Raw genomic sequence first — 18,585 nt, forward strand, 5'->3', positions numbered from 1 at the left:
GACCGAAATGCGCAACGTCGCCGTGATCCTCGCTGGTGGGACCGGGACCCGGGTGGGCCTGTCGATTCCCAAGCAGCTGATCAAGATCGCGGGCAAGACGATCCTCGAGCACACGATCGCGGTCTTCCAGGCCGCCGACGCGATCGACGAGATCATCATCCTCATGACGCCGGGTCACCTGGACCCGGTCAACGCGATCGTGCGCGACGGCAAGTACCCGAAGGTCACGCAGGTGCTCGAGGGCGGCGCGACCCGCAACGAGACCACGAGCCTGGCGCTGAAGGCGCTGGGTGAGGACGAGTGCAACGTCCTGTTCCACGACGCGGTGCGCCCGCTGGTGTCGCAGAAGATCATCGAGGACGTCGTCGAGGCGCTGGGCACCTACGAGGCCGTCGACACGGCGATCCCGTCGGCGGACACGGTCGTGTCGGTCCACCCCGAGCGCGAGGGCGATCTCGACACGATCTCGGACGTGCTGCGCCGCGACCTGTTGCGCCGCGGCCAGACGCCCCAGGCCTTCCGCGCGTCGATCATCCGCGACGCCTACGACAAGGCGTGGCAGGACCCCGACTTCACCGCCACCGACGACTGCACCGTCGTCCTGCGGTACCGGCCCGACGTGCCGATCGCCGTCGTGCAGGGCCACGAGCGGAACATGAAGGTCACCGAGCCGATCGACGTCTACATCGCCGACAAGCTGTTCCAGCTGGCGTCCGCCGAGGAGCCCGAGGCGCTCGACGACGAGCAGTACCGCGCCGCCCTCGAGGACAAGACGATGGTGGTCTTCGGCGGCTCCTACGGGATCGGCGGCGACATCGCGAAGCTGGCCGAGTCGTACGGCGCGAACGTGCACGCGTTCTCGCGCTCATCCACCGGCACGCACGTCGACCGCCGCGAGGACGTGGCCGAGGCCGCGCGCGAGGTCGTCGCGAAGGCCGGGAAGGTCGACTTCGTGGTCAACACCGCCGGCGTCCTGCCGATCGGGGACCTCGCAGACACGTCGGAGGAGACGATCTGGTCGGCCACCGAGATCAACTACCTCGCCCCGATCTTCATCGCGCAGGAGTTCCGGCCGCTGCTGGCCGAGACGAACGGCTCGCTGCTGCTGTTCACGTCGTCGTCCTACACGCGCGGCCGCAAGGGCTACTCGCTGTACTCGTCGGCGAAGGCCGCGACGGTCAACCTGACGCAGGCGCTGGCCGACGAGTGGGCCGGCGAGGTGCGCGTCAACTGCGTGAACCCCGAGCGGACCGGCACGCCGATGCGCACGAAGGCGTTCGGCGACGAGCCCGAGGGCACGCTGCTGTCGTCCGAGGAGGTCGCGCGCCGGTCCCTCGACGTGCTCGTCGCCGACATGACCGGACACGTCATCGACATCCGCCGCGAGGCCGGCCCGGCCGCCATCGGCGGGGGTCACTGACCCAGAGGGAAGCTCCGGCCGCTGACGAAGCTGCGGTCGGAGCCGTCCACCGGATCGGTGAAGGCGAGCTCGCTCGCGAGGAGCTGGAGCGGCCGTGAGAAGTCGTCGACCGAGACGTCGGTGACCGTCGGGTAGAGCGGATCGCCCACGATCGGGCTGCCGAGCCCGGCCAGGTGCATCCGCAGCTGGTGCGTGCGACCGGTCCGGGGATGCAGCCGGTAGACGGCCAGGTCCTCGAGGCGCGACTCCATCTCGATCAAGGTCTCGGCGTTCACGGGCGCACCGGGCACGACCTCGGCCCGAGGCGCGCCGCGGTCCTTGCGCAGATGGTTGCGCACGACGACCGGTGACTCGAGGGATTCCTGCCACGGCGCGAGGGCGCGGTAGGTCTTGCGGACCTGCCGCTGCTCGAAGAGGGACTGGTAGGGCCCGCGCCAGCGACGCTCGGTGGCCAGCAGCAGGACCCCGGAGGTCACCCGATCGAGCCGGTGCAGGGGAGTGAGCTCGGGCAGGTCGAGCTCGGTGCGCAGCCGCACGACGACGCTCTGCAGGACGTGCCGGCCACGCGGGATCGTCGAGAGGAACGGCGGCTTGTCGACGACGATGATCCGCTCATCGCGGTGCAGGATCCGGATCTGGCCGGGGACCTCGACCTCGTCGCGCAGGTCGCGGTGGAACCACACGAAGGTGTGCGGGGTGTAGGGGTCGTCGGCTCGTACGGGCGTCAGGTCGTCGTAGACGAAGCGCTCGTCGGCGATCATCGCGTGCACGTCGGCGTGGGCCGCGACCTCGTGCTCCAGCCAGGCGGTCATCGTGGGCCACGGCGATCCCTGCGGATCCCGGTCCGGCGTCCGCAGCCACGCCGACTGCAGGCCGTGTCGCGGCGGCAGCGGGGAACGTGGGGGCACTGCCTGATTCTAGGCGTGACACCCCGGCGGTCACCGATTCCCTGAGGACAGCGCCGCCAGCTCGCGGTTTGAACCGACGACGCCTAGGACCAACGGTGGCTGCAGCGCAGTAGTTGTCCCTACCCCTGTGTACCCGGCTGCCTCGCTCCGAATCACCCCGCCCCCGATCGTGGAAGAATCGCAGCATGGTGAGTGACTTCTCCGGCGACCAGTACAACGTCATCGCCCGGTCCCTCAGCGCGGCGCTCGGGGCGACCGCGACGATCGAGGAGGCCACCGCGACGGCGCTGGCGATCGTCACCAACTGCGATCACGCGGGGATCGCGGTCGTGTCGAAGGGTCGCAAGATCGAGACGGTGGCGCCGACGGACAAGACGGTGATCCGCGCCGATCAGCTGCAGTACGACGTCAACGACGGCCCGTGCCTGCAGAGCATTCGTGAGCAGGAGACGGTCTACTCCGACGACCTGCGCGTCGACACGCGGTGGCCCCGGTGGGCTGCTGAGGCGACGACCGAGCTCGGTATCCGCAGCATTCTCTCGCTCCAGCTCTTCGTCGGACCCGACTCGATGGGCTCGTTGAACCTGTACTCCCAGAGCCCTCAGGCGTTCGGGACCGTCGACCGGGTGTCCGCCCTCGCGCTGGCATCGCACATCGCCGTGGCGATGACTGCGGCGAAGGACAAGGACAACTTCGAGTCCGCGCTGACGCACCGCACCGTGATCGGTCAGGCCGAGGGGATGCTGATGCAGGCCCTGCAGATCACGCCCGCCCAGGCGTTCGCCGCGCTCGTGCGGGTGTCCCAGAGCAAGAACATCAAACTGCACGTGGTGGCCAGCGACATCGTCAGTCGCGGTATCCGGGCCGAGTTGTTCGACTGAGGAACGCGTGGCACCCCGGTACGGTGACCGCCATGCCTCAGGTCACAGCGGAAGTGTGGGTCCCGGTCGAGCCCGACGTGGCGTTCGCCGTCTCGCAGACCACGGGTGAGGTCCGGATGCGGTGGGACCCGTTCATCCGTGAGCAGCACCTGATCGACGCCGACGTGCCGGCGAAGGGCGTCCGGACACACACCCGGGCTCGGGTCGGGCCGCGGATGGTGTCGGAGTACGTCTCCTACCGGCCGCCGACGTCCGTGGGCATGACGATGGTGACCGGGCCGTGGTTCTTCGCGTCGTTCGGCGGCGGTTGGCGCTTCGTCCCCGCGGAGAAGGACGGTCGCGCCGGCACTCGCGCGGTCTGGAAGTACACGTACTCCGTGCGCCCGTCGTGGCTGAAGTTCATCGCCGAGCCGATCGGACAGTGGCTGCTGGGCCGCGAGATCCGGGCGCGAATCGCCGCGTGGGCGCGCGCCTGCGAGGACCCTGTCGTCCTCGACTCGCTCTGAGCGCGTGGATCCTCAGTCGCCGAGATCTGGACCCTCCACCTCCCACCGCAGGGCCTGTCGGATCGCTCCGGGCCGGGCGTACGCTCCGAGAATGAGTGCCGATGAGCTGTTGCCGCCGTTCCCGGCCGACGCGTTCGAGCGTGTCCTGTGCGTCGTGGCCCACCCCGACGACGTCGAGTACGGCACGTCGGCCGCGGTGGCGCGCTGGACCTCCGACGGCATCGAGGTCGGCTACCTACTGCTGACCCGCGGCGAAGCCGGGATGGACGCCCTGTCGCCGGACGAGGCGGCACCGCTGCGCCGGCGTGAGCAGCTGGCGGCGGCGGAGGTCGTGGGCGTCTCGTCGGTCGAGTTCCTGGAATACCCCGACGGGGTGCTGGAGTACTCGCTGGGAATGCGTCGCGACATCGCCGTGGCCATCCGCCGGTTCCGGCCGGACGCCGTGGTGGTCGGGTCGTGGGAGATGGAGTTCGCCGGGGGCATGCTGAACCACGCCGATCACCGCGTGGCGGGTCTCGCCACGGTCGACTCACTGCGCGATGCAGGGAACCGATGGGTCTTCCCCGAGCTGGTGGCCGAGGGCCTCGAGCCCTGCTCGCCCCGGTGGCTGTTGGTGGCCGGGGACGAGGCGCCCACGCACGGCGTCGACGTGACAGGCGCGCCGCTGGAGCGGGGGATCGCCTCGCTCGAGGCGCACGAGCAGTACCTGGCGGGACTGCCGTGGCATCCGCCGCCGCGTGCGCTGATCCCGCGCTTCACCGCCGAGGAGGGACGACGCATGGGCGTGGAGCATGCCCAGCTCTTCCGCGCCTTCGACTTCCAGGCCCCGATGGGAGCGAGCACCGAATGAGCCCACGCGCACTCGTCGTCGGCGAGGCGCTGGTGGACGTGACCCGCACGCCGGACGGCGCCGTCGCCGAGCACCCCGGCGGCTCACCCCTGAACGTCGCCGTGACCATGGGGCGACAGGGCATCGACACCACGTTGGCCGCCCAGGTGGGCGACGACCACTTCGGTGCGCTCATCCGTGACCACCTCGATCGCAGCGGCGTGACGCTCCTGGACGTCGGGCCATCGGGGTCGACGGCCTCGGCGACCGCCATGATCGACGCCGGCGGGGCGGCCACGTACGAGTTCGACCTCCACTGGGAGCCTGATCACCTGCCCGATCCGGCCGACTTCGACCTCGTCCACGTCGGCTCGATCGGCGCGTGGATGGAGCCCGGGGCGAACGCGGTCGCCGACCTGGTGCGCCGGGCGCACGCGCAGGGCCAGGCAGTCGGCTTCGATCCCAACATCCGTCCCACGCTGGGCCCGCCGGTCCCGGTGTTGCGCCAGCGCGTCTTCGACCTCGCGGCGAGCAGCCGCTTCGTGAAGCTCAGCGACGAGGACGCGTCGGTCCTCGCGGACGGCTCCGGCGACCCGGAGTCGGTGCTCGGGAGCTTGGCCACTGCGGGCCCCGCGCTCGCCGCGATGACCCGAGGTGACGACTCGGTCGTGCTCTGCTCGGGAGATCACGAGGTGGAGGTGCCGGTGCCGACGGTCTCGGTCGCCGACACCATCGGGGCGGGGGACACCTGGATGGGAACCCTGCTGGCCGAGTTGGTGCGGCAGGGCTGGGTGGACCGCACCGAGTTCAGTGCCGACGAATTGCGTGAGCTGGGGGAGGCGGCTGTCCGGGCCTCCGCCATCACGGTCTCGCGGCCCGGCGCCGACCCGCCGTGGCGCCGCGAGTTGCTCTGAGGCTGAACCGCTGTACACGGATGCCGCGAGCGGATCGTCGGGCGATGTCCCCTTCGGACTGGTCGGTGTGCTGGGGATCAGGCAGCCCGAGCACCCGTGGGTCAGCGACGGCCCTTCACGAAGTACGCCAGCGGTCCGACCGGTTGGACGAAGGCCCCGACCGCCCAGGCGAGCTTCGGCCCGCGGACGCGCTCCGCCGGGCGCCGCGAGAGGTCCCACAGGACGGCTGTGGTCATGACCGCCTCGGCCGCTCCGGCCAGCCAGATCGCGCGTCGCTGTCCGGTCGTGAGATCCGACCACTTCGTCTTCGACATGTGCCCGATGCTAATCCGGCCCCACTGTTGAAAGTTGGCAAATGGTTGAACGTCGACCTGGGCGCGGTGGTCGTGGCGTGGCACGATGACCGGCACGTCCGTCAGCGGTCGAGAGGAGCGTGTCGTGCGGAAGCGCCGGTGGGCCATGGTGGCGATCCTCGTAGTCTCGACGTGCGGGTGCTCTGGTGCCAGCGAGGAGCCCGAGCGCGGTGGGGAGACCCAGTCGGCGGCGCGGACGGTCGCCTATCTGTCCGACGCCGAGCAGGACGCTCTGGTCCGGCAGGTGCAGCCGATCGTTCCCGGGCTCGTCATCGCATCGGACCGGGTCGCCGAGGCCATGCGGTCGACGTGCATCGCCATTCTCGACAAGGTTCCCCATGTCGAGCTCATGGCGGGGAACCACCTCGTGGCGGGTCTGCAGACCGATCTGAACGAGGCTCAGATCGTCGAGCTGATACGCCTGGCCACCGCGCAGGAGTGGTGCCGGCGCTGACGAGCGATCGACCGCACGGCCGGGGGCGGTGGGTCAGTCGAAGAGCTCGCCCAGCCAGTGGCTCTTCTTCTTGCCCCGGTAACCTCCACGGTCGTCGTACCGGCGGTCGCGATCGTCGTAGGAGGGCCGCGACGCGTACCGGTCGTCGCGCGGCGGGGCGGGCGTGGGAGCGGCGGTGCGAGATGCCTCGACCTCGGCGCGCTCGAGGATCTTGTCCAGCTCGCCACGGTCGAGCCACACGCCTCGGCACTCGGGGCAGTAGTCGATCTCGACGCCGGCGCGCTCACTCATGACCAAGGTCGTCGAATCGTTGGGGCACTTCATGGGTCCTCCTCGGCTGGACAGATTGCGCCCAGCGTAGGACCCCGGTCCGAGCTCGTGCCTAGCATGTGCACGTGCGCGTGCGATCCATTCTCGGGGTTCTGGCTGTCACGGCGATGCTCACCGCTTGCGGAGCAGGCGGCGAACCGGCGGCCGACCGTCCGACATCATCTGGTCCGACAACACCGACTCCGACGGCGTCAACTCCCGCGAGGTTCGAGCCGGCGGAGGCCGATCGCGCCACCGCCGCGGCGGCGGAGGCCCAGCTCAACGCGGCGCTCGACCGGCTGATGGATCGCCCGTTCACCTTCGCGGGCATGGCACCGATCGGCCTCGGCACCGTGAGCACGCAAGGTCAGGTCGACGCCGCCCGCAAGGACTCCGCCACCTCGGTCGTGGTGCCGACGACCGGGCAGGCGTCGGCGGCCACCCTTCCTCCTGCCGAGATCAACCTGGAGTCGCGATTCATCGCCGGCCGTGGCTACGTCGGCGTCCCGAACGTGCCCGGGCAGGGATGTTGGTTCGATGCGGCCAGCCTCCCCGGCGCCGAGGTCGGTGAGCAGTCGTGGATCCCGTACGCGCTGGCCGCGCTCGGGACCGCGTCCGCGCAGGGTTTCGCGGGGGAGAAGCGGGACGTCGTCGTGGTCGAGTCCGATGCCACCAACCTCACGGGCGTCATCCTGGCCAAGGCGGCACGGACCTTGTACGTCGAGGACAGGGTCCCCGTCACCGCGGAGGTGACCCTCGAGGAGGGTCGGATCACCGGGCTGTCCTATGAGCTCCGGGACGCGGTGGAGGCACTCCTCGATGCCGGCGCGTCGCTGCCGGACGACCTGGACCGAGCGGCCCTGCTCGACACGGCCACGGGGAAGGTGGACGTGAGGTTCGCGCCGGGCGTGTCCGCCCCGGTCAAGGCGCCGAAGAAGTCGGAGCTGGTCGACATGAGCAAACCCGACGCCGCCTCGGAGACCTGCCGCGCCGGCTGACCGAGGGCACCGCGCCATCGATTGCCCGGCGCAGCCATTGCTGGCAGCCTGCGGGGATGACCTCCTTCGTCTCGCACACCACGGTCGACTGCACCGACGCCTACGAGCTCTCGCAGTGGTGGAAGCAACTGCTCGGCTACGTCGACATCGAGGACGACCCGAACGAGCCGGGCGACGAGGAGTGCGCGATCCGTGACCCGGACTCCGGTCACGAGATCCTGTTCATCGAGGTGCCCGAGTCGAAGACCGTGAAGAACCGGGTCCACTTCGACCTGCGACCGCGCTCGGGTGATCGCGACGCCGAGATCGAGCGCGTGCTGGGGCTGGGTGCGCGCGAGGTCGAGGACCATCGGGGGATCCACGGACCCGGGACGGGGTGGCTGGTGCTGGCCGATCCGGAGGGCAACGAGTTCTGCATCCTGCGCTCGCAGGCCGAGGTGGCGGCCGCCGCCGACTGAGCCTGATTCCAGCAGTTTTCGAGGGTCGAGGGGTGTTCCGGCGGCGCCCGGCAGGCTTACCGTCGGAGCATGTGCCGAAACATCCGCGTGCTCCACAACTTCGAGCCGGCGACCACCGATGACGAGGTCCGCGAGGCCGCCCTGCAGTTCGTCCGGAAGGTGAGCGGCTCGACGCGCCCGTCGCAGGCGAACGCCGAGGCCTTCGACCGCGCGGTCGACGAGATCGCGCATGCGACCCGCCACCTCCTCGACGACCTCGTGACGAAGGCGCCGCCGAAGACCCGTGAGAACGAGGCTTTGAAGGGGCGCGAGCGGCACGAGAAGCGGATGGAGCGCGAGGTCCGCAACCGGACCGCCTCCGCCTGACTCCTTCCGTCTCCCGCTTGCCGACCACGCGAACGGGCGGACGATGGAGGAGAAGGAGTTGATCCGCCATGACGGTCACGCCCGAAGGTCCGCGCGCGCCGGAGGAGACGGTGACTGCTCCGCCGGCTGCCTCCTCCTACTACCCGGTCCACGTCGAGGGTGACCTCGATCCGCGCCTCAGCCGCGGACTGTGGATCGTCAAGTGGATCCTGCTGATCCCGCACTACATCGTCCTGGCGTTCCTGTGGATGGCCTTCTGGATCACGACGGTCCTGGCGTTCTTCGCGATCCTCATCACCGGACGCTTCCCGCGGTCGTTGTTCGACTTCAACGTCGGCGTCCTGCGCTGGTCGTGGCGCGTGGCCTTCTACGGCTTCCACGCCCTCGGCACCGACCGCTATCCGCCGTTCACCCTGGCCGAGCGGCCCGACTATCCCGCCCGGCTCTGGGTCGACTACCCCGAGCGACTGTCGCGGGGGCTCGTGCTGGTGAAGTGGTGGCTGCTGGCGATCCCGCACTTCGTCGTCGTGGCCCTCCTCCAGGGCACGTGGGGCGGCACCACCCTCGGCGGCGATCGGTATCCGCTCATCGGCCTGGGCCTGATCGGCCTCCTGGTCCTGGTCGCGGCGTTCGTGCTGCTGTTCAAGGGGCACTACCCCCGGCGACTGTTCGACCTCGTCGTGGGCTTGGATCGCTGGCTCTACCGCGTCGCCGGATATGTGTGCCTCATGACCGACCGCTATCCGCCCTTCGCGCTGGACCAGGGGGGACGGGAGCCGGCTCCCACGAACGACCCGACGCCCACCGGCGAGCCCGTGCCGGTGCACACGCGCGCCCGCTGGTCGGCGGGCCGGGCGATTCCGCTCGTCGTGGGCTCCGTGCTGGTGATGACCTCTCTCGTCATCGCCTCGGTCGCCTTGGTGATCACGGTGTTCGACGTGGCCGCGGAGGACGAGGACGGGTTCTGGATGACCCAGCACGAACCGCTGCGGAGCAACTCCTTCGCGATCGCCTCGGAGAGCCTGCGGCTGCACCTGGACGGCGAGGCCGCGCAACTGCCGGAGGCGATCACCGGAGACGTCCGGCTCAACGCCGACAGCGTCACCGGCCGCCCGATCTTCGTCGGCATCGGGCCCTCCGCCGACGTCGATCGTTACCTCGCCGGCGTCGGCCACGACACGCTGGTGGGGTTGGACGACCAGGACGATGAGGCGAAGTACCGCGTCACGACCGGCGGCCCGCCGCAGAGGTCACCTCTGGGCGAGCGGTTCTGGGACGTGCAGGACGCGGGTGTCCAAGACGTGCAGATCACCTGGGCTCCGAAGGACGGTGACTGGACCGTCGTCGTGATGAACGCGGACGGCGCACCGGTGGTCGACACCCGCATCGCCGCCGGCGCCGAGTTCCCGATCGTGGCGGCCTCGGCCGTCGCCCTGTGGGTCACCGCCGGGCTCGCCCTGCTGCTCGGCATAGTGTTGATCGCGGTGTCCATCTGGATCGTGGCCCGAGACCTCGGACGCCAGCCTGACGAGAGGAGCACGACATGAGCGCACTGGTGATCTACGAGTCCTGGTGGGGCAACACCCGCGCCATCGCCGAGGCGGTGGCCGAGGGCATCGGGCCCGACGTGCCGGTCGTCGACGTCATCGACGCGCCCGAGCCCCTGCCGCCGGAGCTGGAACTGCTGGTGCTCGGCGGCCCGACCCATGCCTTCTCGATGAGCCGCGAGGCGACGCGCAAGGACGCGGTCGAGCAGGGTGCGCCCCCGGGCCACGTCACCCGGGGGATCCGCGAGTGGCTCGACGACCAGGAGGGGCGTGACGACCTCGACGTGGCCACGTTCGACACCCGCATCGCCAAGATGCGCAAGCTGCCCGGGTCCGCGGCGAAGGCGGCCGCCCGGTCGGTCAAGAGGCACCACCTGGGGCGGCTGATCGACGAGGAGAGCTTCTTCGTCGACGCCGTGGAGGGGCCGCTCCTCGACGGCGAGGTCGACCGGGCTCGCGACTGGGGCGCCTCCATCCTGAGCCGGCACGGAGGACTGTCGCCGGGGGTGTGACGAAGCGCATCCCTCCTGGGTGGAACGCCTGGGGCTGTTGGGACGTTCTTGCTGGTGTGAGCGATCTGTTGAAACTGACCCCCGAAGCCCAGGACCTGCTGTTCCGTCAGGCCCGCACCGCCAACACCTTCACCGACGAGCCGGTGAGTGACGAGCAGGTCGAGGCGATCCAGGACCTCGTCAAGTACGGCCCCACGGCGATGAACTGCCAGCCGCTGCGTGTCATCCTCGTTCGCAGCGACGACGCGCGCGCCCGGTTGCTCAAACACATGTCCGAGGGCAACCGTGAGAAGACCGCCACCGCTCCGCTCGTGGCCGTCCTGGCCGCCGACACGAACTTCAACGAGAACCTGCCCCAGGTCTTCCCTCACGCCGAGGGGGCGAAGGACTGGTTCCCGGACCCCGAGGCCCGGGAGGCCATGGCGCGCCTCAACGCCGGCCTGCAGATCGGCTACTTCCTGATGGGCGTGCGCGCCGCGGGACTGGCCGCCGGCCCGATGACCGGCTTCGACGCCGCCGGCATCGACGAGGACCTGCTGGCCGGCACCGGCTTCACGTCGATGGTCGTCGTCAACATCGGCCACCCCGGCGAGAACGCCTGGTTCGACCGCCTGCCGCGCCTCGAGCACGAGCAGGTCGTCACCACCCTCTGAGTCCCGGACTCAGGACAGCGGGGGAGCATCCACCGCGTCAGGACCGTGCCCGCGCCGGGTGACCTCGGCGCGGGCGCGGTCGATGCCGCCGTGCTCGAGCGCGGCGACGTCGGACTCGCCCTCCCAGACGACGACACCGCGACGCCGGACCGTGACGCGCATGTGGGCACCGAGGTGCTCGATCGCGCCGGGCACGTTGCGTCGTTCGAACGGCAGCGGCACGGGGAGGACGTGAGCGTGGGCGAGACTGCCCGACCCCTCGACGTCGATGCTCCACTGGGCGCTGCGCCCGTGCAGTGACCAGCGCTCGTCCGTCACGTCGGCGTGCACCGGCGAGACGACCGGATCGCCGAGCCGGACGAGTCGCCCGCCGGGTAGCAGGACGACGAGCGCGGTCACGGTCGTGCGCAGCGGCCCCGCCGTGACCTCGCCACCCGCGAACGCGACGCACACCGCCGGGTCCCCGAAGCCCTGCGCCTGGCCCCACCACCACGAGTCGGGGAAGCCGCCCTTGCCCCAGTTCTTCTCGGCGTAGACCGACCATCCGTCCAGCTCCCAGATGTCGTTCCCGACGGTGACCTCACCGCGCGCCGAGCCGCCCAGGAGCCACGGGTGCCAGTACTGGTTCAGACCCGGGACGGATTGGAAGACGCTGGAGCCACCGACGCTGCGGCGGGGCCACGGCACGGGGTCGTGGATCGCCACGTCGACGCGGGCATCGGGGCCCAGATCGACGTGCAGGCGGTCCGAGGAGCCGCGGAACGCCGTCCCGGAGACGACGCCCAGCCGGCCCTCGTCGGCGTGACCCTCGGGGTGCACCGTCGTGCGCAGGAAACCGCTCGGGTGTGCCGCGAGCCCTAGCGTCGACCACGTCCCGTCGGCCGCCCGGTTCACGCCGTCCAGCGCGATGACCACGCGACCGGTCGCCGGATCGGTGAACCGCCAGAAGTAACCCTCCATCGCGACGCCGTGCGCGGGCAGGGGGTCGCCGAAGGGACGATCGGCGCCGCTCGCCCGGTACGCGCGACGCAGTGAGGTCAGGGTGTCTCGGGCCAGCGGGATCATGTCAGCACTGTGGCAGCCCGTCGCCGGGGGCGCATCGTGGCGCCGGTTCGACACGGGTGGTCCTCGCGCTCTCGCTCCTGCTCCTCTAGGCTCCGGGGAATCCAGTGCGACCAGAGGACGATCGATGAGCGCACTGCGCCGAGCCCGACAGCTGCAGCCCGGCTCCGTCGTGCGCTGGGACAGGCTTGAGCGCGACGCGTTCTCGGCACACCCCGAGGTGCTCGCCGGGCCGAAGGCTGGCAGCTCGGGCCCGCCCAAGCCCCGGGAGTGGCTGTTGCTCGCCCCACTGGGACTCCTCGCCGCGGTGGTGGCCGGCGCCCCCATCTGGGGATACGTGGCGATCGCCGCTGACGGCAGCCGGTTCGCCACCGCAGCACCCGACTCGGACCCCTCGGTGACGATCGCCGTGGCGGGATCCTTCTATGCCTGTGCCCTCGTCGTGGTGCTGTCACACATCGTCATCTGGCTCCGGAACGGACGCCCGAAGGCGCGCATGGACCTGGGATACGTGGGGATCACCGCGGTGCTCGGTGCGATGACGACGCTGTCGGTGTGGCGCCGAGGCACCGCGGGCGGGGTCGAGACGTGGGACCGGTGGATCATCCCCGTCGTCCTCGCCACCGTGGTGAGCGGTGTCCACGCACTCGTCCTGCTCGTGATCAGGCTCCGGCACCAGGCGTCCAGCGCCCTGTCCCTCGAGGCCAGTGACGACCTCGACGCGCGCACCGCCCGGGCGGCCGAGCTCGACGACGCCGAACAGGCGACGATCCGAGCAGATCTCGACGCCGCGATCGCGGACCTCGAGCAGCGCGGGATCATCACCGCCGCCGTCGCCGAACGGGCTCGAGGGGTGGACCTCGGCGCCCTGGCGCTGACGATGAGGACCAGGATCAGGGTCTGAGGCGACCCGCTCCCGCCGCCGCGGCGAAGTGCGCTCGCAACCGCCTCTGACGGTGGGCGAAGAAGGCGCCGATCACGCGTGCCAGCACCGATTCGAGCCCGGGCACCGGCAGCCGGGCCTCGAACGTGACCCGGTCCTGCACACGGGCGCCGCCCGGGACGGGAGTCAGCGTTCGTTCGTGCTCCCACCGACGCATGCTCAGCATCGTGGACCGCTCCAGGAACCGCCGGCCCGATTCCACCTCGACGACCGTCAGGTGGTCGAAGTCGAAGGGGATCACGCCGAAGAGCCGAAGCCAGGCGCGGCCCACGGGCCGACCCAGGGGGATCGTCTCGATCGTCGCGCCGGCGGCACCTCGCGGCATGGTCATCGTCATCCAGGGGCGCATCTCGTGGTTGATGCCGGCGGGCTGGACGACGCGCTCCCACACCGCTGCGGCACCGGCCGGGACGTCCACCTCGTGCTCCACGGTCTGCACGGTGAGGCCTCCACGCCGTCGGGATCGATGTGCTGGTCGGATCCTCGCATGCGTCGTCCGGTGCGAACATGAGGGATGACCAGGCCGACCCCTCGCGTGCTCGCGCGGAGCCTGCTGGTCTTGGTGCTGGTCGTCGGAACGGGGGTCGCCGTGCTCTGGGCGTTGCAACGTCAGCTGATCTACTTCCCGGACGCGTCACCCGTGCCCGCGGCGGCCGACGCCGTGGCGGGTGGGCGTGACGTCACGCTGAGCACCGAGGACGGGCTCGAGCTGGCTGCCTGGTTCGTGCCGCCCGTCGGTGGGGACACGGAGATGGCCGTGCTCTTCGCGCCCGGCAACGGCGGCAACCGCGCCGGCCGGGCCGAGCTGGCCCAGGAGCTGAGCCGGCGCGGACTGGCCGTCCTGCTGATGGACTACCGCGGGTACGGCGGCAATCCCGGCACGCCGGGGGAGGAGGGCCTGGCCGCCGACGCCGACGCGGCGGTGGAGGCGCTCCGGGACCTGGGCTACCCGCCGGCGCGGACGATCTTCTTCGGCGAGTCCCTCGGCACCGGTGTCGTCGCCGCCCTGCAGGCCCGGACCACGCCGGCGGGCGTGGTGCTCCGCTCGCCGTTCACCGAGCTCGCCGACGTCGGCGCCCACCACTACCCGTGGCTGCCCGTGCGGTGGCTGTTGCGGGACCGCTTCCCGGTCGTCGAGCACCTCGCCGCGAGCGACGTCCCGGTCACCGTGATCCACGGCGATCGCGACTCCGTCGTGCCGACGAGCCTCAGCGTGCGGGTGGCCGACGAGACCCGCGTGCTGGCGGAACGACTCGTGCTGACCGGCGACCACAACGATCCCGTGATGTTCGGACCCGAGGTCGCGGACGCGGTCCTGCGCCTGGCCGAGCGCGTGGGGTGAGGGCTCAGCCCATCTTGTCGACCCAGTGGGTCAGCCGGCCGTCCTCGCCGACCTCGTGGAACGCCGGGGGACCGGGCACCGGGTCCTCGCGCAACGCCGCGATGACCTCGTCGGGTCCGTGCAGACGCTCCTCGACCGCGGTCACCCAGACGACGTCGGGGGAGAGGGACGCGGCGAGGCGGTCCCAGTCCCGCCGCTCGATGAGGCTCAGGATGTTCCCGACCGCGGGGACGAACTCAGCCATCACGCACTCCTGCTCGGTCGTGGAGGTGGGCCGGGCGGACCGCCGACTGCACGAACGGTCGCAGAGGGTGGGTCGTCGCGGCAACCGGTCTGGCGCGACTTAGGCCGTGAGCAGTCCGATGCCCAGCGTGGCCAGGCTGACGGCGAGCAGCAGCGCGCCGAGCAGCACGAGCGCGATCCAGCGGTTCGGCTCGGTGCGGCCTCGGCCCATGGATGCGAAGAAGAACCCGCCCGGCATCAGCAGCGCCGAGACGGCGACCCCGCTGCGGGCCAGCCAGGCCCACCCGCCGGTCAGGTCGGTCGCATCGACGAAGGGCTGGCACACGAGAGCCAGGATGAGGAGCACCCCGGCGTGGGCGTGCCCGGCGCGGGCGAACTTCTCCTGGAACGGCGTGACCGACTCGCGGCCGCTGACGATGCGCAGGAGGTAGAGACCGCCGGTTTCGACGGTGACGAGCGCCAGGAGCAGGATCCCGGCCAGGTCGCGGGACTCGGAGGACAGGAACGGCTCCATGTCGATCACCAGTTTCAGATAGTTGTGCTCTCCCATTTATTGGAGACCTTGGCTATCCCATCTGTCAAGATGTCGGTATGCGTCTTGCCGAACTCTCGTCGCGCAGCGGCCTGCCCACCGCCACGATCAAGTACTACCTGCGGTCCGGACTCGTCCCGCCGGGAGAGACCGAGGGCAGCACCTGGGCCCGCTACGACGACACGCACCTGCGCCGTCTGCGCCTGGTCCGCGCGCTGACCGAGGTCGCCGGTCTGTCGCTCGACGAGGTCCGCGTGGTGGTCGCGGCGCTGGACGCCGCGGGCTCGGAGCACGACGCCCGGGGTGCGGCGCAGTGGCCGCTCTCCGCACCCGGTCCGGACGAGCCGACCCCGGAGGCGCTCGACCAGGTCCATGCGCTCATCGCTCGGCACGGCTGGAACATCGAACCCGACAGCCCGCACCGCCGGGTCCTCGCCGCCGCGCTGGACACCGTGGGCGAGCTCGGCATGCCGGCGACGGACGAGATCCTGGACGCCTATGCCGAGGCCGTCGACATCGTGGCGGCCGTCGACGTCCCGTCGGTGATGGCCGAGACCGACCCGATCGTCGCCGCCGAGAAGCTGGTCGTCGGAACGCTCTTGTACGAGCCCGTCCTGACGACGCTGCGCCGGATGGCACACGAGGCGGTGTCGGCAGAGCCGTCGTGACTCAGGTCAGACGCGCGGCCAGCACGGGGACGCCCGCGCCGTCGAGGTCGTCGAGCGCGACCGTGCGCCCCGAGAGCGCAAGAAGCACCGACAGCGCCGGACCGCTCACGACGGGACCGTCGCCCAACTCGAGCTCGGCGTCGGTGGCGGCGACACTGACGGCCGACAGATGGTCCTTGGCCCCACCGAGGGATCCCGGCGTGCGCACCTGCGAGCCGATGGCGCGCAGCACCGCCTCCTGCGGGTAGACGTGCTCGATGCCCAGCGGCCGGCGGATGTCCTCGCCGTGGACGACCTCCTCGACGAGCCGGCTGTCCAGCGGCGCCGGCGGTGTCGCGGTGTTGTCGGCGGCGGCACGAAGCCTGTCGAGGGTCTCGGTCGGCGTCCGGCCCCGGCGCCGCTGGACGCCGCGCTCGTTGAGACGGTGGAAGTCGAACCGGGCACGGACCAGGGCCACGGCGAATCCCCGGCGCGTCGTGAGCGCGCTGTCGACGAGGTGCGCGGCCACGTCGTGGACGGTCCACCCCGGGCAGAGCGAGGGCGTGTCCCACGCCGCGGGCGACACCTGCTCCAGATCGGCGATCAGGGCTCGGCGCTGCTCGTGGACCAGCGGCCACACGTCGGTCATCTGCACTCCTGCGTCTCGGGGGAGGAACATGCCTCACGCTAGACGTCGCCGGGGACGCCTGCGCACGACCAGGTCGCGGGAGTCCCGCAGGGTGCCACGCGGGTGCCAGAGTGGGAGCCATGGCCGACGGTTCCCCTGCGCCCCTCGAGCTCGCTTACCCCTTCGACGGTCGCTGGCAGGCGCGCAACAGCCCGGCGCGACGCGTGCCGAGCCACGGCACCCACCTCATGGGCACGACCTACGCGATCGACTTCGTCGCCGTGGACGAGCAGGGCCGGTCGGCGCCATGGTCGTGGCGGGCGGCGGTGGCCACCGAACCGCCCGAGGCGTTCGTGGGGTTCGGCGCGCCGATCCTGGCGCCCTGTCCGGGCCGGGTGGTGGTGGCCCACGACGGCGAGCCCGACCACGAGGCGCGGCGATCCGCACCGTTCCTGCTGGGCTACGCGCTCACGCAGGCGCGGCGCGTGCGGGCCGGTGCGGCGTCCATCGCGGGCAACCACGTGGTGATCGCGACGGGGGAGGGTGGCCCGTTCGTCCTGCTCGCCCACCTGCGGCGCGGTTCGGTGCGGGTCGCCGTCGGTGACGAGGTGGCCGAGGGCCACGTCGTGGGCGCCTGCGGCAACTCGGGCAACAGCACCGAGCCGCACGTGCACCTCCAGGTGACCGACAGCCTCGCGTGGGACACCGCACGGGGCCTCCCGCTGAGATTCCGCGGCCCGGACGGCCCCACCCTCCCGGCCGAGTCCGAGATCGTCCGGGTCCGCGCGGGAGCGTGACCCGGGGCGTGGCCCGGTCAGTCCTCGGGGAGCCCGGCGAACGACTTCTTCATGTCGTTGTACCAACCGAGCGACTTCTTGGGGTGGCGCCAACGGCCCTTCATCGCGTCGCGCGCCTCCTGATGGGTCGCGTCGCCGGCCTTCTCGGCGTCCTTGAGGTGCTGGTCCTGGGCGGCGATGACGTCGTCGGCGGTCTCGCCGCGGTGCGCGAGCTCGCAGGGGCCGCCGAGCTGGCGACAGGTCATGGTCTTCATGGCTTCTCCTCTTTCCGGTGCCGTGCTGTGTCCTGATGACGATCGGGGTGGGTGAAGTGTGACCGGCCTCAGCCGCGCGGGTCCGCTCCGTCGCGGCGGACGACGTGGGCGAGCACGTCGGGCTCGGCGCGGAACGTGATCGCCGTGACCTGCCCGTCCTCGACGGTGAAGTCGAAGACGACCCTGGCCTGGCCGAGGTGGAACCAGGCCGTGGCGGGCCGGTCCTCGACGAACACCGGGAGGGCGGCGTGGGCGCTGCCGTTGAAGAAGGTCGCCACCTCGTCGCGGCCCTCGATGTGCTCCGGAGTGCCCACGAGGATGGCCGCGCGGTCGGCGGTCACGGTGGCGTCCGGCGCCAGCAGCTGCAGCAGCCGCTCGAACTCCCCGTTCTTCGCCGCGGCCATGAACGCGTCGACCACCTCCCAGTCGGCCAGGCGGTCCTCGGGGGAGGGCTGGCGGACCTTCGCCCGGGCGCGGGACGCCAGCTTGCGCGCGGCCGCGGGGGTCGTGTCCAGCAGCTCCGCGATCGTCGTGAACTCGTAGCCGAACGAGTCGTGCAGCACGAACGCCACGCGCTCGCCGGGACTGAGCCGATCCAGGACGACACTCAGCGCGGCCCCGACGGTGTCGGCCAGGGTCACGTCGTCCGCGGGGTCGCCGACGGTCTCACCGGGATCGAGGTCGTCGACCGGCACCGGGGTGCGCGACCGCAGCCGGTCCAGGCACAGCCGCGTCGTGACGGTCGTCAGCCAGCCGGGCAGGTTCTCGATCTCGGCATCGGTCCCGTGCCAGCGCAGCCACGCCTGCTGCACGATGTCCTGGGCCTCGCTCGCGTCGCCGAGCATCCGGCTCGCGATCCTCACCAGACGCGGCCGCTCGGCCTCGAACCATTCGTCCTGCTGCATGGTCCTCACCCTTCCACGTCCCTTGGTCCTCCCTCTGACGATCGGGACGGCCCTGGTGTGACCGGACGCCGCCGTCGCGGTGAACTTTCGCAAGGCCCCGCACGGGAGCACAGTGGAACCAGGG

At 71.0% G+C, this 18,585-nt stretch carries 26 protein-coding genes; 16 read left to right on the forward strand and 10 right to left on the reverse strand.

Translation table 11 applies throughout. The features are described from left to right. Window positions 1-7 precede the first annotated feature (7 nt). Complete coding sequence (locus H9L21_RS04570) at window positions 8-1,420, forward strand: bifunctional cytidylyltransferase/SDR family oxidoreductase (RefSeq protein ID WP_154596273.1); 1,413 nt, start codon at window positions 8-10, stop codon at window positions 1,418-1,420. On the opposite strand, the gene H9L21_RS04575 is transcribed toward H9L21_RS04570, so the two are convergent. Further along, a complete protein-coding gene (locus H9L21_RS04575) occupies window positions 1,414-2,232 on the reverse strand; it encodes a pseudouridine synthase (RefSeq protein ID WP_195849051.1) in 819 nt (272 codons plus the stop codon). The genes H9L21_RS04570 and H9L21_RS04575 overlap by 7 nt on opposite strands. 281 nt (window positions 2,233-2,513) lie before the next feature. Between H9L21_RS04575 and H9L21_RS04580 the strand changes: the two genes are divergently transcribed. The 4 genes from H9L21_RS04580 (at window position 2,514) to H9L21_RS04595 (ending at window position 5,458) form a co-directional block, all read left to right on the forward strand. After that, on the forward strand, window positions 2,514-3,209 hold the full coding sequence (locus tag H9L21_RS04580) for a GAF and ANTAR domain-containing protein (RefSeq protein ID WP_154595501.1): 696 nt from the start codon (window positions 2,514-2,516) through the stop codon (window positions 3,207-3,209). A gap of 32 nt (window positions 3,210-3,241) precedes the next feature. After that, the gene (locus H9L21_RS04585) at window positions 3,242-3,715 is read left to right on the forward strand and encodes an SRPBCC family protein (RefSeq protein ID WP_154595500.1); all 474 of its coding nucleotides are present in this window, start codon (window positions 3,242-3,244) and stop codon (window positions 3,713-3,715) included. Window positions 3,716-3,806: 91 nt separating this feature from the next. After that, complete coding sequence (locus H9L21_RS04590) at window positions 3,807-4,565, forward strand: PIG-L deacetylase family protein (protein ID WP_154595499.1); 759 nt, start codon at window positions 3,807-3,809, stop codon at window positions 4,563-4,565. Then, the gene (locus H9L21_RS04595; RefSeq protein WP_154595498.1) at window positions 4,562-5,458 is read left to right on the forward strand and encodes a carbohydrate kinase family protein; all 897 of its coding nucleotides are present in this window, start codon (window positions 4,562-4,564) and stop codon (window positions 5,456-5,458) included. Before H9L21_RS04590 ends, H9L21_RS04595 begins: the two co-directional genes overlap by 4 nt. Before the next feature lie 101 nt (window positions 5,459-5,559). Here H9L21_RS04595 and H9L21_RS04600 read toward each other — a convergent pair whose 3' ends face one another. Further along, window positions 5,560-5,772: a PLD nuclease N-terminal domain-containing protein gene (locus tag H9L21_RS04600; RefSeq protein WP_154595497.1), complete on the reverse strand. Its 213-nt coding sequence runs from the start codon at window positions 5,770-5,772 to the stop codon at window positions 5,560-5,562. A gap of 85 nt (window positions 5,773-5,857) precedes the next feature. Between H9L21_RS04600 and H9L21_RS04605 the strand changes: the two genes are divergently transcribed. Next, window positions 5,858-6,265: a hypothetical protein gene (locus H9L21_RS04605; protein WP_154595496.1), complete on the forward strand. Its 408-nt coding sequence runs from the start codon at window positions 5,858-5,860 to the stop codon at window positions 6,263-6,265. A gap of 33 nt (window positions 6,266-6,298) precedes the next feature. Here the strand turns inward: H9L21_RS04605 and H9L21_RS04610 are convergent, their stop codons facing one another. Next, entirely contained in the window at window positions 6,299-6,556 is a 258-nt protein-coding gene (locus H9L21_RS04610) for a TFIIB-type zinc ribbon-containing protein (protein ID WP_439647305.1), read from the reverse strand. A 104-nt stretch (window positions 6,557-6,660) separates the two neighbouring features. Here H9L21_RS04610 and H9L21_RS04615 point away from each other — a divergent pair, with 104 nt between their 5' ends. From H9L21_RS04615 to H9L21_RS04640, 6 genes are all read left to right on the forward strand, one after another. Continuing rightward, window positions 6,661-7,572: a hypothetical protein gene (locus H9L21_RS04615; RefSeq protein WP_154595494.1), complete on the forward strand. Its 912-nt coding sequence runs from the start codon at window positions 6,661-6,663 to the stop codon at window positions 7,570-7,572. Between the two features lie 56 nt (window positions 7,573-7,628). Then, complete coding sequence (locus tag H9L21_RS04620) at window positions 7,629-8,030, forward strand: VOC family protein (RefSeq protein WP_154595493.1); 402 nt, start codon at window positions 7,629-7,631, stop codon at window positions 8,028-8,030. 69 nt (window positions 8,031-8,099) lie between these two features. After that, a complete protein-coding gene (locus tag H9L21_RS04625; RefSeq protein WP_154595492.1) occupies window positions 8,100-8,396 on the forward strand; it encodes a DUF2277 domain-containing protein in 297 nt (98 codons plus the stop codon). A 68-nt stretch (window positions 8,397-8,464) separates the two neighbouring features. Next, window positions 8,465-9,943, forward strand: coding sequence for a DUF4389 domain-containing protein (locus tag H9L21_RS04630; RefSeq protein ID WP_154595491.1), 1,479 nt, complete (start codon window positions 8,465-8,467; stop codon window positions 9,941-9,943). Further along, a complete protein-coding gene (locus H9L21_RS04635) occupies window positions 9,940-10,455 on the forward strand; it encodes a flavodoxin family protein (protein WP_154595490.1) in 516 nt (171 codons plus the stop codon). Before H9L21_RS04630 ends, H9L21_RS04635 begins: the two co-directional genes overlap by 4 nt. 56 nt (window positions 10,456-10,511) lie before the next feature. After that, window positions 10,512-11,108, forward strand: a complete 597-nt coding sequence (locus H9L21_RS04640; protein ID WP_222865853.1) for a malonic semialdehyde reductase — start codon at window positions 10,512-10,514, stop codon at window positions 11,106-11,108. A 9-nt stretch (window positions 11,109-11,117) separates the two neighbouring features. Here H9L21_RS04640 and H9L21_RS04645 read toward each other — a convergent pair whose 3' ends face one another. Next, window positions 11,118-12,173, reverse strand: a complete 1,056-nt coding sequence (locus H9L21_RS04645; protein ID WP_154595489.1) for a tocopherol cyclase family protein — start codon at window positions 12,171-12,173, stop codon at window positions 11,118-11,120. Between the two features lie 124 nt (window positions 12,174-12,297). On the opposite strand from H9L21_RS04645, the gene H9L21_RS04650 reads away from it, so the two are divergent. Next, on the forward strand, window positions 12,298-13,074 hold the full coding sequence (locus H9L21_RS04650; protein WP_154595488.1) for a hypothetical protein: 777 nt from the start codon (window positions 12,298-12,300) through the stop codon (window positions 13,072-13,074). Here H9L21_RS04650 and H9L21_RS04655 read toward each other — a convergent pair. Then, the gene (locus H9L21_RS04655; RefSeq protein WP_187411804.1) at window positions 13,064-13,543 is read right to left on the reverse strand and encodes an Rv1443c family protein; all 480 of its coding nucleotides are present in this window, start codon (window positions 13,541-13,543) and stop codon (window positions 13,064-13,066) included. The genes H9L21_RS04650 and H9L21_RS04655 overlap by 11 nt on opposite strands. 84 nt (window positions 13,544-13,627) lie before the next feature. Here H9L21_RS04655 and H9L21_RS04660 point away from each other — a divergent pair, with 84 nt between their 5' ends. Continuing rightward, window positions 13,628-14,455, forward strand: coding sequence for an alpha/beta hydrolase (locus H9L21_RS04660; protein WP_154595487.1), 828 nt, complete (start codon window positions 13,628-13,630; stop codon window positions 14,453-14,455). Between the two features lie 4 nt (window positions 14,456-14,459). Here H9L21_RS04660 and H9L21_RS04665 read toward each other — a convergent pair whose 3' ends face one another. Both H9L21_RS04665 and H9L21_RS04670 read right to left on the reverse strand, forming a co-directional pair. Next, window positions 14,460-14,699 carry a nuclear transport factor 2 family protein gene (locus H9L21_RS04665; protein ID WP_154595486.1) on the reverse strand — a complete coding sequence of 80 codons (240 nt, stop codon included), beginning with the start codon at window positions 14,697-14,699 and terminating at the stop codon, window positions 14,460-14,462. Between the two features lie 99 nt (window positions 14,700-14,798). Continuing rightward, complete coding sequence (locus tag H9L21_RS04670; protein WP_230081292.1) at window positions 14,799-15,248, reverse strand: hypothetical protein; 450 nt, start codon at window positions 15,246-15,248, stop codon at window positions 14,799-14,801. 41 nt (window positions 15,249-15,289) lie between these two features. Here H9L21_RS04670 and H9L21_RS04675 point away from each other — a divergent pair, with 41 nt between their 5' ends. Then, window positions 15,290-15,898, forward strand: coding sequence for a MerR family transcriptional regulator (locus tag H9L21_RS04675; RefSeq protein WP_154595485.1), 609 nt, complete (start codon window positions 15,290-15,292; stop codon window positions 15,896-15,898). Between the two features lies 1 nt (window position 15,899). Here H9L21_RS04675 and H9L21_RS04680 read toward each other — a convergent pair whose 3' ends face one another. Beyond that, entirely contained in the window at window positions 15,900-16,526 is a 627-nt protein-coding gene (locus H9L21_RS04680) for a maleylpyruvate isomerase family mycothiol-dependent enzyme (protein WP_154595484.1), read from the reverse strand. A 119-nt stretch (window positions 16,527-16,645) separates the two neighbouring features. On the opposite strand from H9L21_RS04680, the gene H9L21_RS04685 reads away from it, so the two are divergent. Beyond that, a complete protein-coding gene (locus tag H9L21_RS04685) occupies window positions 16,646-17,302 on the forward strand; it encodes a M23 family metallopeptidase (RefSeq protein ID WP_154595483.1) in 657 nt (218 codons plus the stop codon). A 17-nt stretch (window positions 17,303-17,319) separates the two neighbouring features. On the opposite strand, the gene H9L21_RS04690 is transcribed toward H9L21_RS04685, so the two are convergent. Both H9L21_RS04690 and H9L21_RS04695 read right to left on the reverse strand, forming a co-directional pair. Continuing rightward, complete coding sequence (locus H9L21_RS04690; protein WP_154595482.1) at window positions 17,320-17,556, reverse strand: DUF1059 domain-containing protein; 237 nt, start codon at window positions 17,554-17,556, stop codon at window positions 17,320-17,322. 68 nt (window positions 17,557-17,624) lie between these two features. Then, on the reverse strand, window positions 17,625-18,461 hold the full coding sequence (locus H9L21_RS04695; protein ID WP_154595481.1) for a sigma-70 family RNA polymerase sigma factor: 837 nt from the start codon (window positions 18,459-18,461) through the stop codon (window positions 17,625-17,627). Window positions 18,462-18,585 lie beyond the last annotated feature (124 nt).

Origin of the sequence: Aeromicrobium senzhongii (assembly GCF_014334735.1) — a bacterium.
Lineage (GTDB): Bacteria > Actinomycetota > Actinomycetes > Propionibacteriales > Nocardioidaceae > Aeromicrobium > Aeromicrobium senzhongii.